This window comes from Natrinema salaciae, from assembly GCF_900110865.1.
GTDB lineage: Archaea > Halobacteriota > Halobacteria > Halobacteriales > Natrialbaceae > Natrinema > Natrinema salaciae.
This window is the reverse complement of sequence record NZ_FOFD01000006.1, coordinates 164692-176831: the sequence shown is the minus strand read 5'-3', so window position 1 is coordinate 176831 and position 12140 is coordinate 164692. Positions and strand designations below refer to the sequence as shown.

The window sequence follows — 12140 nt, the reverse complement described above, 5'->3', positions numbered from 1 at the left end:
CTTACAGCCAATAGAAACAAACGTTCGTGTTAAAGAAGTTGGTCCCGCTCCCGGCTCGTTACGGGACGCCTACTTGATCTTCTCGCCGAGGGCCGCGTCGCCGTGGGTCGTCAGCAGGTCGGCCTCCTCGCCCGCGGCGAGGATCATCCCGTTGGATTCGACGCCGAACAACTCCGCAGGCTCCATGTTCGCGAGCAGGACGCACTTCGTCCCCGGCAGTTCGTCGAGGTCGTGCAGCTGTTTGATCCCCGCGACGATCTGGCGCGTCTCGAAGCCGATGTCGACCTCGAGGCGCGCGAGGTCGTCCGCGCCCTCGATCCCGTCGGCCGTCTCGATCCGGCCGACGCGAATGTCCAGGTCCTGGAAGTCGTCGAAGCCGATCCGGTCCTCGGTCAGCGGCTCGAGGTCGTCCGTGTCTACCATACCCTCGGATTCGCCCGCGTCGGTGTCGTGGGTTTCGGTTTCGTTCGCCTCCGCTGTGTCTCCATCGCCGTCGTCCGCGGCCGACGCGACGCGGTCTTCGAGCTTCGCCGTGAGTTCGTCGACCCGCTCGTCTTCGATCTTCTCGAAGAGTTCGCCCGGTTCCTCGAAGTCCCGGGGCGGAGCCTCGAGCGCGTCCTCGAGGTGTGCGTCCGCGACCGCGCCGTCCTCGCCGAGTTGCTCCCACAGCGCCTGGGCCTTGTCGGGGGCGATCGGCTCGAGCAGGACGCCGACGGCCTTGGCGATCTGGACGCAGTCCCGGATGACCTGTGCGGCCGCCTCGGGGTCGTCGTCGGTGAGCTTCCAGGGTTCGTTGCGCTGGATGTACTCGTTGCCGAACTGGGCCAGTTGCGTGGCGGCCTGGCCGACCCCGCGCATGGAGTAGTCGTTGACGCTCTCGCGGACGTCGCCGATGGCACCCTCGATGCGCTCGCGGACCGCTTCGGAGACGTCGGCGTCCGGCGTCCCCTCGTAGTTGCGGTAGGCGAACAGCAGCGAGCGGTACCAGAAGTTGCCGACGGTGCCGACGAGTTCGCCGTTGACCTTCTCCTGGAAGGCGTCCCAGGAGAAGTCGACGTCCTGTTGCAGGCCGCCGGTCGTCGTCAGGTAGTATCGCAGCAGGTCGGGGTGGAACCCTTCTTCGAGGTACTCCTTCGCCCAGATCGCGCGGTTCCGGCTGGTCGAGAGCCCCTTGCCGTTGATCGTGATGAAGCCGGTCGCGGCGATCCCGCGCGGTTTGTTGTAGCCCGCGCCCTCGAGCATCGCCGGCCAGAAGATCGTGTGGTGCTGGATGATGTCCCGGCCGATGACGTGCATAATTTCGCCGTCGCCCTTCCAGACCTGCTCCCAGTCGAACTCGTCGGTACCGACGCGCTCGGAGTACTGCTTCGAGCTCGCGATGTACTCGATCGGCGCGTCGACCCAGACGTAGAGGACGAGGTCGTCACCGTCGGCGTCTCCGCCGTCGGGGTAGTCGATCCCCCAGTCCATGTCCCGCGTGATACACCAGTCCTGCAGGCCGTCCTCGATCCACTGCCGGGGCTGGTTGCGCGCGTTCGAAGTCCCCTCGAGCCCGTCCAAAAAGTCGGTGAGGAAGTCGGCGAACTCGGAGACCTCGAAGAACTTGTGGGTCCGCTCGCGGTACTCGGCGGGGTTGCCCGTGATCGTGCTCGTCGGGTCCTCGACCTCGCCCGGCTCGAGGTGGCGCTGGCAGCCCTCGTCGCACTCGTCGCCGCGGGCCTTCGCGCCGCAGTACGGGCAGGTCCCCTCGACGTAGCGGTCAGGGAGGTACTGGTCGGCCTCGGGATCGTAGGCGACCTGGATCTCCTTCTCGTAGATGTACCCCTCGTCGTCCAGCGTCCGGACGATCTCCTGGGTCAGTTCGGTGTTGGTCTCGTCGTGGGTGTGGCCGTAGTTGTCGAAGTCGACGTTGAACTGCGGGAACGTCTCCTCGTACTGTTCGTGCCACTCGAGGGCGAAGTCTTCGGGATCGACACCCTCCTGCTCGGCGTTGACGGCGACCGGCGTGCCGTGCATGTCCGAACCGCAGACGTAGACCGACTCCTGGCCCAGCGTCTGGAGCGCGCGGTTGAACGCGTCTGCACCGATGTATCCCCGCAGGTGACCGATGTGCAGGTCCCCGTTCGCGTACGGCAACCCGCAGGTCACGACGGCGGGATTCTCCGTCGGGAAGTCGTCGTGGCTCATGCTCGTCACGTTGCGCTCACGGGCGTAAAACCCGCCGGTTTCGATCGCCGGACCCGCCGGCGGAAACGGTGCGGTTCGATCGACCGGCCACGGGTTGGTCGTCGCTCGCGCCGATTCTCGACGCGAAACCCACCGCCGACGGCCACGACGCTCTCGAGGGGAACGAAACGGCGATCAGACCGCGTATCCGTCGTTTCGCAGGGCGAGTTCGACCGCTTGATCGAACCGCTCTCGGAGCGCCGGATCGAAGCGCTCGACACGCTCGTCGGCTTTCGTCAGTTCGAGGCGGCGCTCGTCCTCGGCATCGGTTTCGATACGGCGGTACGTTTCGACGAACGTTCGGCCGTCGTTTCCGTCCGCGGTGACGGACACCTCGCTCGAACCGCTCGAGTGACGCGCTCAATCGTCGCTCGCGACCGGCACGCTCGCGCGCACCTCGAGCCGATCTAAATCGCCGACGAAGGAGGCCAGCATCTCGCGGGTGACGTGGGGCATACAGACGATCCGCAACTCGCCGGTCCCGGTCCGCGAGATCCGCCACCCCTTCGCCCGCAGCGCGTCGAACGTCGACCGCGGGACGTCGGCCGCGACCAGCGGCAGCGTGGGGTCGGCGACCTCGTACCCGCGTTTCTCGAGGGCGTCGGCCAGCCAGTCGGCGTTGTTCTGCGAGCGGACGTACTGCCGGCGGTACCCGTCCGGCCACAGTTCGTCCATCGCGGCGACGGCGCTGGCGACGCCCGCACCCGATCGGGTTCCGGTCAGGGTCGCCTGGGCGGTCGACTCGAGGTAGGGCGTATCGACGGCGAGCGCGTCGAGCAGGTCGGGCGACCGGACGAGGAGCCCGCCGGATGGAACCGCGGCCTGCCCCATCTTGTGGGGGTCGATCGTCATCGTGTCGACGGGCGCGTGGGCGAACTGCCAGTCGTAGTCGGTAAACGGGAGGACGAAGCCGCCCCACGCGGCGTCGACGTGGAGCAGCGCATCGACGGATCGAGCGATCTCGCCGAGTTCGGGGATCGGGTCGACGCGGCCGTATTCGGTCGTTCCCGCGACGCCGATCACCGCGGCGGTGTCGTCGTCGACGGACGCGCGGACGGCCTCGAGCGCCGTGCGGTGGTCGTCGTCGGTCGGAACGACCCGGAGTTCGACGCCGAGCAGGTCGGCGGCCTTCCGGAAACTGAAGTGGCCGGACTCGGGCATGACGACGTTCGGCGTTCGGGTCCCCGCCCGCTCGCGGGCGATCCGGACGGCCTGGATGTTCGCCTCCGTGCCGCCGCTGGTGATGTACCCCGCCGGATCGTCGAGGCCCGCGATCTCGCCCAACTGCTCGATGGCGTCGTCCTCGAGCGTCGCGACGGTCGGATACGTGCCGGGGTCACCGGGGTTCGTCGCGAGAAACCGCTCCGCCGCGTCGCGCGCCGCCGGGTGAGGGTCCGTACACATCGACGAGAGAACCCGATCGAACGCTTGCGGCTCCGATTGCATATCACGTATGTAACGCGTCGTCGATTTATGAGTTGTGTTTATTGACGCTTCCGGTCCCACCCCTCGATCCGTGAGCAGCCTCGAGCGGCCGCGAAACGGCCGATAGAGGCGACACAGGCCGGACGAGCTGGCGGGTCACGGTCGTCCTGCTCGACCACGGCCCTCCCGAGACGAGTTCCGGCCTCGGGTCGAGCAGCCTGGTCCCGACGGCGGGTCGACCCTCGAGCAGGTCGGTATCGGACCGCTCGCCGGCACCGATCGACCGACAGCCGTCTCGGCGGCGTTCCGACGCCGGACCCCGCGACCCCATCGCGGAAAGCGTGCCTTCAAGTCCGCCGCCGCGCAACGCCCACGCATGAACCCAGGCGACCGCGTCCGCGTCGAGCGCGCGGACCGCACGTACGAAGGCGTGTTGCTCCCCTCGAGCACCGACGACCAGCTCGTGGTAAAACTCGAGGGCGGCTACAACGTCGGCGTCGACCGCGAGGAAGCCGCCGTGTCGGTCCTCGCCGAGGACGTCTACGAGATCGACGGCACCGATTCGACGGGGGCCGACGACGCGGGCTCGGAGATCGAGTTCGACGACGACCTGCCGACGGTTTCGCTGATCTCGACCGGCGGGACCATCGCCTCGACGGTCGACTACCGCACCGGCGCGGTGACGGCGCAGTTCGACGCCGAGGACGTCCTGCGCGCCGTTCCCGACCTCGCGGGCCGCGCAAACTACCGCGGTCGCGTCGTCGCGAACATCCTGTCGGAGAACATGGAGCCGCCGATCTGGCAGGACCTCGCCGAGGCAGTCCGGGAGGAGATCGAAGCCGGTGCCGACGGCGTCGTCGTCATGCACGGCACCGACACGATGCAGTACTCCGCCTCGGCGCTCTCGTTCATGCTCGAGACGCCGGTCCCGGTCGTCTTCACCGGCTCGCAGCGCTCGGCCGACCGGCCGTCGTCGGACAACGTGATGAACGCCGTCTCTGCCGTCGAGGCCGCGAAGAGCGACTGCGCTGAGGTTCTGGTCTGTATGCACGCCTCCGAGTCGGACGACGTCTGCGCGCTCCACCGCGGCACGCGCGTGCGGAAGAACCACACTTCGCGCCGGGACGCGTTCGAGACCGTCGGCGCGAAGCCGCTCGGCGAAGTCGACTACGAGACCGAAGCCGTCGAGTTCCGCCGCGAGTATCGGGAGCGCGGTGCCGTCGACCTCGCCATCGAACCCGCCCTCGAGAGCGGCGTCGAACTCCTCAAGTTCACGCCCGGAATGGACCCCGCGTTCCTCGACGTCGTCGAAGGCGCTGCAGGGCTCGTCATCGAGGGCACCGGTCTCGGCCACGTCCACACCGACCTCATCCCGCGGCTCGAGGAGTTGATCGACGGCGGCACGACGGTCGTCATGACGAGCCAGTGTCTCGAGGGACGGGTCTGCGACCGGGTCTACGACACCGGTCGCGACCTGCTCGAGGCCGGCGTTATCGAGGGCGGCGACACGCTGCCGGGGACGGCGACGGTCAAGTTGATGTGGGCGCTCGAGAACGCGGACGACGTCGAGGAGGCGATGGAGACCTCGCTGGCCGGCGAGATTCAGGAGCGGTCGGTTCCCTGGGAGTGAGCGACGACCGGTTCGGCTGTCGGAACGACGGGTCGAGAGGACACGCCCTCGGGAGATCCCGCGACGGACGAACGGCGTCCCGGACTTTTTTTGATTGACAGTGAGACTACACGACCGATGGACGAATTGGTTCACCGATACGCGCCGGAGCATCCCGCCGGGCGGACCGCCGTTGCGATCGTCGCCTCGCTGATCGGCGTTCCGACGCTGGTGCTTGGACTCGTCGGGCTATCCGGGAACGCTGCCGCGGGGATCCTCCTCTCCGCGATCGGTATCGCGACGCTCACCGTGGCCGGACAGCTCACACGCGGAGTCGTTCGACAGGCAACCGCCGCCTCCCGGGCCAGTCCGACCGGAGAGCGGACCGACGACGTGTCCGTCGAAGACCCGGTCGAGACGCTCCAACGGCGGTACGCGGAGGGCGAGATCGGTGACGAGGAGTTCCACCACCGCCTCGATCGACTGCTCGAGAGCGACGAGGAGGATCGGTCCACGGCGGGCGAGAGCCGACTCCTCGAGTAACCGTCGGTGCGTCGCCACATCGCCGCGTTGGTACCGCCGTCGGTCTTCCAGCCGTGAACGGCGGTCGCTCCGCGAGCGGCGGTTCGGTCCGCTCGTGAAGGGGTAGTCCTTTTCCACCGGGCCGAGTATGTGAGGTCGTCCGAAGACGATGTCATCCGATTCCGACCTCGAGATCCGCCGCGCAACCCACGACGATTACGACGCCGTCACCGAGTTCACGGGCGGCATCTGGCCCGACCGAGGCGGCGACTACATCCCCCGGATCTACCACGACTGGCTCGAGGACGAGCCCGGTCAGGGGAAGAAAACCTTCCTCGCGGACGTCGACGGCGAGGCCGCGGGGATCGTGCAGGGCGTCATGCTCTCGCCGGACGAGGCCTGGTTCCAGGGGATGCGCGTCGCGGCCGACTACCGGCGGCGGGGCGTGAGCCATCGGCTGAACGAGGCCACGTTCGAGTGGGCCCGCGAACAGGGGGCGACGATCGGTCGCGTGATGATCTTCTCGTGGAACGCGGCCTCGTTCGGCGCCGCACGAGCCAGCGGCTACGAACCGATCACCGAGTTTCGGTTCGCCCATCCGGAGCCCGATCCGGACGCCGAGGGACCGTCTCGGGTCTCGAGCGATCCGGCGACCGCGTGGCGGTACTGGACCCACAGCGACGCTCGCGACCGGCTGAGCGGACTTGGGCTCGCACCCGAGGAGTCGTGGGCAGCCAGGGAACTCACGAGAAGCGATTTCGAGCGGCTGGCCGACGAAACGGCCGTGTTCGCCGTCGAGCGCGACGACGGACTCGCGGGGACGGCCTATCGATCGCGAACGTACGACAGGGCAGTCGACGATCCCGACGGTGCCGACGCCGCGGCCGACGACGCGACGACCGAGACGTGGGCCGAGTACGGCATCGGCGCGTGGGCGGACGTCGACGCCGCGCGGTCGCTGTTCGCCGCGATCGCTCGAGACGCCGCCGACTGCGGTGCCGACGAGACGCGCGTCCTGATTCCCGAAACACCCCGACACGTCACCGACGCCCCCTACGCCGGCGTCGACATTTCCGAGGAGCCGGACTTCGTGCTGGGGATCGATCTGACGGGACACTGACCGATCCTACGCCGCCGCCAGCCGTCGCAACCGCTCGAGTCGCCGCTCCGTGGCGGGATGGGTCGCGAAGAGGCCGCCGCCGCCGTCACACTCCGGGTCCAGCGTCGGGAGCACGGACATCGCGTCGAGGGAACGGGCGTGTTTCCGGAGGTCTTCGGGCGGTCGGCCGCCCGCCGAGGAATCGAGTCGCTCGAGGGCCGCCGCGAGCGCGGCGGGGTCGCCGGTGGCGGCGACGGCAGCGCGGTCGGCTGCAAACTCTCGGCCCCGGGAAAACAGCCCGACGCCGAGTGCCGAACTGCCGATCAGCAGCCGGCCGATCGCCAGCCAGGGGAGGACGCGCGGATCGAACTCGTCTTCCTCGTGCATCATCTCGTAGAACTCCTCCGACGCGACCAGTGGGACGAGCATCCACGTCATCAACCGGTGGTCGCCGTTCGAGAGGTGAGCGAGCTCGTGGGCGACGACGGCCTCGAGTTCCGCGTCGGAGAGCGTCTCGAGGAGTCCGTCGGAGACGACGACGATCGGCTCGCCGTCGTACGACGTGGTGCACGCGATCGGCGTGCTCGCGGGGTGGTGTCGCAGTTTCGGCATCGGCAGACCGAACGTGGCCGCGGTTCTGCGGGTCGCGGCCCCGATGCGGCCGTTTTCGTCCAGGTCGATCGGCTCGGTGTTCCGAAGGAGTTCCCGTCGGCTGCTGCGGATCGCTTTTCGAACGCCGGCCATCCACACGCCGAACGAGAGGATCGTCCCCGCAGCGAATCCGACGGCGAGCGTCCCGAAACCGGGATCGATCACCTGGTCGGCCACGATGACCCCGAACGCGGCGAAACAGACGCCGCCGATCGCCGCGAGCGCCAGTCCGAGCCCGACGAGCGTCCCGAGACCGATTACACCGGCACCGACTGCGCGTCCCGCGAGCCCGATAGTAGATCGGAGCCGCACGAGGTCACGGTTCGGCCGAAAAGAGTTAACAATTCCGATAGGATAGCGCCGGCCGACCGACTTCAGCCATCGCGCGGCGCGTTCACATTTCCGTCGCTATCCGCCGCTAACCGGCGGGAACAGCGCCAACTCGTCGCCTTCCTCGAGTTCCGTCTCCAGCCCCTCCTCTTCGACCAGCACGTTCGTTCCGTTGCGCAACACGTTGATCTGCGATCGAAGGTCGCCGTCGCCCTCGAGCACGCGACCCTCGAGGTCGGGACGGTCCGCGACGAGTTCCTCGAGAGCGTCGCCGACGGTGTCGCCGGCGGCGGCGTCGACGGTCACGTGTTTGTCGCCAGCGCGTTCGGCGAGGTCCGCGAACAGTTTCCACTCCGTGGCCATACGTGGCGCTATCGGTGCCGGCGGCAAGTAGCTACCGCTCCCGTGGCCGTTCGGGCTCGGGGTCGCGGTCCGACTCCGGTCCCTCGGGACCCTCGGGTCCGCCCTCGGCCGGCGCTCGGTCTCCCGCTCGACTCGGGTCCGCCCGCCGATCCAGCGTCCGCTCGGTGACTCGCCGCAGCGCCGCCGGCCGCCCGAGGACGTAGGCGACGTCGCCGGCCGCGAGTCGAACGTCGCCCGCCGGGAGCGGCAGGTGGTCTTCGGCGTCGGCCGCGCGCTTGAGCGCCACGACCAGGACCGGCAGCGCGTCGATCCGGACGTCCGCGAGCGGATCGTCCGGCCCGACGGAGACGGAGGTCACCGTCTCGTCGGCCGCCCGGAGCAGGGAAACGAGCTCTCGCTCGGAGTCTGGACTGCCCGGGAGCGTCACCAGTCGGTAGTCGCGATCGGGTTCGAGGTCGCGCGCGTCGTCGGCGTCGAGGGCGACGGTCACGACGTCGTCGGCGGTCGCGCGGAGTTCGCCGCCGGCGATCCGGACGGTCGCCCCCTCGTCGCGCGTCCAGATCCGGACCGCGTCGCCCGGACTGGCGTCGGCCGCGGGATCGCCCGAGAACGCGACGGCGACGGTCCCCGGCGCGAGCGTCGGCCCGATGCCCGCCTGCCGGCTCCCGACCGCGATGTACGCGACCGTTCCGTCCGCCTCGAGGTCGACGTCGACGTGGCCGATCCCGAAATCGCGCTCGAGGCGGGCGACCAGTCGCTCGCGCAGTTCGTCGACGGTGAGCCGCCGCGGGAAGAGCAACGTCTGCCCCGCGAGTTCGGCTTTCACCGACTCGTCGACGGCGTCGTAGCCGTCGACGTCGCCGATCTCGTCGGGTAGTTCGACCGTGACGACGCGGCCGGCCGCGCGCACGAGCTGCGTGACCTCGGTGATCGTCCGCGGCGTCGCGACCATGAACACGTCCCGAGCGAGGAAGTCGCCCAGCCGCCGCCCGGCGTCGGCAGCGATCGCACTGGCGGCGAACGTCCCGACGGTAGAGACCGCGGTAGCCGGATCGGTCAGCGTCGTCTCGTCGCTGATCGCCTGCTGCAACGCCGTCTGGGTGTTCAGCCAGAGCGCGACCATCGCGACGCCGAACAGGACCGCGACGCCCTCGGGGATTTCGTCGGCGCTGTACCACCGGTAGACGAACGCGACGCCGGCTCCGGCCCCGCCAGCGAGCAGCGCGAAGCCGAGGATCCCAACGAGCGCGTTCAGCAGGGTCTCGGACGAGATCAGCTGGGCGACGACCACCGACGCGGTCATCGCGCGATCTCCTCCACGAACGCCTCGGTCACACGCTCCGGGCCGGCCACGAACGCCTCGTCGCCGGGCTCGAGCCGCCGTTCGATGCCGGGACCGAACACCCAGCCGTGGCGGCGGCCCCCCGTCTCGCTGCCCTGCCGTCGCACCGCGAGGATCGTCACGTCCGCCGCCGAAGCGGGGTCGTCGAGTTCGCTCGTCTCGTCGTCCGGCCCGGTCGCGCCGACCGTGAACCGGTGGATGGCGTACCCCTCGCGTTTGACCAGCGCGAACGCCTCGAACTCGCGGCTCGTCCCGCGGGATCGAACGACGAGCCGCGGCGACTCGGCCTCGAGGACGGCGCTCACGTCTCGTCGGGCGACGGCGATGGTGACGCGACCCTGTCCGCCGGCGGTCGCCGCGCTCGGTTTCGCGTCGGCCATCGCGGATGCGGCGTCGCCGCCGTCAGTCGCGACGTCGGCGGCCGATTCGTCGGGGACGGCGCTCGCGGTGTGTTCGTCGTCGACCGCCGTCCGGGCGCTCAGCACCGTTCCGGCGATCGACCGGTCGCCGTCCCGAACCGTCACGTCGTCTCCGCGAGCGAGCCCCGTCGGGACGAGCGTCGTCACCGAGACGGCGCGCTGGCCCGTCGGCACCCGTCGCGAGAGCGCGCCGGACGGCGGTGCCGCGACGATCGTCGCCCGCCCCCGCTGGTCGATCGCGACGTCGACGTCCGCGAGGTCGTGGTCCGTTCGGAGGCGCTCCTCGAGTCGGGACTCGAGTTCCGAGAGCGGGATGTCCGCGGGGAGCCGCCAGGATCCGGCCTTGAGATCCCGCCTGAGATCGGCCGACAGCGGCGGGTAGCCCTCCATGTCACGGATCTCGCCGGTCGGACGGACGGAGACCTGCCCGACCGAGCCGACGAGTTCGACGACGTCGGCCGAGAGCGTGCGCTGGCGGAGGCGGGTCAACGAGAGCCGGCGCGGGAGTTCGGACCCGAGCTTGTCGCCCTGGTTGTGGGCGTAAAGTGCGAGCATGAGGACGACCAGCACGGCGACCAACAGTCGCGGCGACTGGGTGATGGTCGGTTCGACGAGCCCGAGCAACCCGCCCTGGACGCTGGCGATCGACAGCGCGAGGACGACCACACCGAACCCGGGCAGCGTGACGCCGGTGAAATACCGGACGAGAAAGCCCAGCGAGCCGGCGACGAACGCGGGGACGATGCCGGTCAGGAGGCCGAGATACAGGCCGAGCAGCACTTCGACCAGCAGGTCGACCGGAAGCGATTGCATTGTGTGTCGGTGGGCTGGAACCGTTAAATTAGCACCGACACGATCGACGAGGGTGGTGGTCGGTCGTCCTCGAGGCGGCGGCCGATGCGGTGTGAGTGCGTCGCGCCGGCTCGACGGGAGACGGAGACGTTTAACTAACACCGCCGCCGAGCGGTGTGTATGGTCGGCGACCGGTCGGTTCGAGCGCGACTCCCGGACAACTGGCGGCGAGTGCTGACAACGCGCGCAACCGTGGTCCTCGTCCTGCTCGTCGCGCTGCTCTCGGTCGCCACTGCAGTCATCAACATCTGGACCCCGAATCCAGGACCGCTCCACGGGTACGTTCCCGAAGCGATTCAAAGCGCCGCCGCGTTCACCGGAGCACTTACCGGATTCATGATGGTCGGCAGTGCCCTCGCCCTCCGACGCGGGCTCCGGGCCGGGTGGTGGGCGACGCTGCTGTTGCTGCCGATGACTGCGGCACAGGGATTCCTCCAGTCGAGTCAGTACTCGTTTCCGCTCGTCGTCCTCTCCATCGTGTCGATTCCGGCCCTCCTGTTGACCCGCAGCCGATTCGACAAACCGCTCTCGCTAACGACGACACAGATCGCGGCCGGGGCGGCACTGGTCGGCGTCCAACTGTACGGTACCATCGGTGGCTACGCCCTGCGGGACCACTTCGAGGGTATCAACAACATCCTCGACGCCTTCTACTTCACGCTGATCACCTCGAGTACGGTCGGCTACGGCGACGTGACCCCGAACCAGGAGTCGCTCGAGGGAATGCTGTTTACCATGTCCGTCCTCGTCCTCGGCGTGGCCAGTTTCGGTATCGCTATCGGGGCCCTGGTCGGCCCGCTCATTCAGGACCGTATCTCGAAGACACTCGGAAAGATGACCGAATCACAGCTCCAACTCTTGGACGAGCACATCCTCGTGCTCGGTTACGGCGAACTGACGGAACCGATCGTCGACGAACTCGCGGACACCGGTCGGGGGTTCGTCGTCGTCACCAGCGACCGCGAGGTCGCGGCGAACCTCTCCCAACGGGGGATCTCGGTCGTCACCGGGGACCCCAGCGACGAGGAACCGCTCCGTCGCGCGAAGATCGACCGCGCGGCCGCCATCCTCGTCGCCACGAACCACGACGCCGAGGACGCGCTGACCGTCCTCACCGCCCGCGAACTCGCACCGAACACCCGCATCGTCGCCGCCGCGACCGACCGCGAAAACACGAAGAAACTCGAGCGCGCCGGCGCGAACGCCGTGATCAGCCCCTCGATGCTCGGCGGCCACCTGCTCGTGCGGTCGGCGCTCGGCAGCGACGAGAGCGGGCTGATCGATCGCATTCTCGAGCGCTAG

Annotated in this window: 11 protein-coding genes; 4 read left to right on the top strand and 7 right to left on the bottom strand. The window is 68.9% G+C overall.

From position 1 onward, the window contains the following. Positions 1–69: 69 nt before the first annotated feature. The 3 genes from metG to mfnA form a co-directional block, all read right to left on the bottom strand. Positions 70–2187: a methionine--tRNA ligase gene (gene metG, locus BMX07_RS19275; RefSeq protein WP_090621410.1), complete on the bottom strand. Its 2118-nt coding sequence runs from the start codon at positions 2185–2187 to the stop codon at positions 70–72. 174 nt (positions 2188–2361) lie between these two features. After that, on the bottom strand, positions 2362–2559 hold the full coding sequence (locus tag BMX07_RS19270; protein WP_090621137.1) for a hypothetical protein: 198 nt from the start codon (positions 2557–2559) through the stop codon (positions 2362–2364). Between the two features lie 27 nt (positions 2560–2586). Continuing rightward, positions 2587–3681, bottom strand: coding sequence for a tyrosine decarboxylase MfnA (gene mfnA / locus BMX07_RS19265; protein ID WP_281246983.1), 1095 nt, complete (start codon positions 3679–3681; stop codon positions 2587–2589). A gap of 346 nt (positions 3682–4027) precedes the next feature. Here mfnA and gatD point away from each other — a divergent pair, with 346 nt between their 5' ends. The 3 genes from gatD to BMX07_RS19250 all read left to right on the top strand — a co-directional run bounded on the left by gatD (position 4028) and on the right by BMX07_RS19250 (position 6902). Continuing rightward, positions 4028–5281, top strand: coding sequence for a Glu-tRNA(Gln) amidotransferase subunit GatD (gatD, locus tag BMX07_RS19260; protein ID WP_090621132.1), 1254 nt, complete (start codon positions 4028–4030; stop codon positions 5279–5281). A 117-nt stretch (positions 5282–5398) separates the two neighbouring features. Further along, on the top strand, positions 5399–5803 hold the full coding sequence (locus BMX07_RS19255; protein ID WP_090621130.1) for an SHOCT domain-containing protein: 405 nt from the start codon (positions 5399–5401) through the stop codon (positions 5801–5803). A gap of 148 nt (positions 5804–5951) precedes the next feature. Further along, positions 5952–6902 (top strand): GNAT family N-acetyltransferase, encoded by a 951-nt coding sequence (locus BMX07_RS19250; protein WP_090621128.1) that lies wholly within the window; start codon positions 5952–5954, stop codon positions 6900–6902. A gap of 6 nt (positions 6903–6908) precedes the next feature. On the opposite strand, the gene BMX07_RS19245 is transcribed toward BMX07_RS19250, so the two are convergent. From BMX07_RS19245 to BMX07_RS19230, 4 genes are all read right to left on the bottom strand, one after another. Continuing rightward, complete coding sequence (locus BMX07_RS19245) at positions 6909–7844, bottom strand: M48 family metallopeptidase (protein ID WP_175480215.1); 936 nt, start codon at positions 7842–7844, stop codon at positions 6909–6911. A gap of 96 nt (positions 7845–7940) precedes the next feature. Next, positions 7941–8225: a ubiquitin-like small modifier protein 1 gene (locus BMX07_RS19240; protein WP_090621126.1), complete on the bottom strand. Its 285-nt coding sequence runs from the start codon at positions 8223–8225 to the stop codon at positions 7941–7943. A gap of 31 nt (positions 8226–8256) precedes the next feature. Further along, entirely contained in the window at positions 8257–9528 is a 1272-nt protein-coding gene (locus BMX07_RS19235) for a TrkA C-terminal domain-containing protein (protein ID WP_090621124.1), read from the bottom strand. Next, a complete protein-coding gene (locus tag BMX07_RS19230; RefSeq protein ID WP_090621121.1) occupies positions 9525–10799 on the bottom strand; it encodes a DUF8167 domain-containing protein in 1275 nt (424 codons plus the stop codon). Before BMX07_RS19230 ends, BMX07_RS19235 begins: the two co-directional genes overlap by 4 nt. Positions 10800–10958: 159 nt before the next feature. On the opposite strand from BMX07_RS19230, the gene BMX07_RS19225 reads away from it, so the two are divergent. Next, a complete protein-coding gene (locus BMX07_RS19225; RefSeq protein ID WP_090621117.1) occupies positions 10959–12140 on the top strand; it encodes an NAD-binding protein in 1182 nt (393 codons plus the stop codon).

What these genes read in the sequence shown, in the direction of transcription:
- BMX07_RS19225 (WP_090621117.1), top strand. Translation starts at nt 10,959, where the DNA reads ATGGTCGGCGACCGGTCGGTTCGAGCGCGACTCCCGGACAACTGGCGG.
- metG (WP_090621410.1), bottom strand. Translation starts at nt 2,187, where the DNA reads ATGAGCCACGACGACTTCCCGACGGAGAATCCCGCCGTCGTGACCTGC.
- BMX07_RS19230 (WP_090621121.1), bottom strand. Translation starts at nt 10,799, where the DNA reads ATGCAATCGCTTCCGGTCGACCTGCTGGTCGAAGTGCTGCTCGGCCTG.
- BMX07_RS19250 (WP_090621128.1), top strand. Translation starts at nt 5,952, where the DNA reads ATGTCATCCGATTCCGACCTCGAGATCCGCCGCGCAACCCACGACGAT.
- BMX07_RS19255 (WP_090621130.1), top strand. Translation starts at nt 5,399, where the DNA reads ATGGACGAATTGGTTCACCGATACGCGCCGGAGCATCCCGCCGGGCGG.
- BMX07_RS19240 (WP_090621126.1), bottom strand. Translation starts at nt 8,225, where the DNA reads ATGGCCACGGAGTGGAAACTGTTCGCGGACCTCGCCGAACGCGCTGGC.
- BMX07_RS19235 (WP_090621124.1), bottom strand. Translation starts at nt 9,528, where the DNA reads ATGACCGCGTCGGTGGTCGTCGCCCAGCTGATCTCGTCCGAGACCCTG.
- gatD (WP_090621132.1), top strand. Translation starts at nt 4,028, where the DNA reads ATGAACCCAGGCGACCGCGTCCGCGTCGAGCGCGCGGACCGCACGTAC.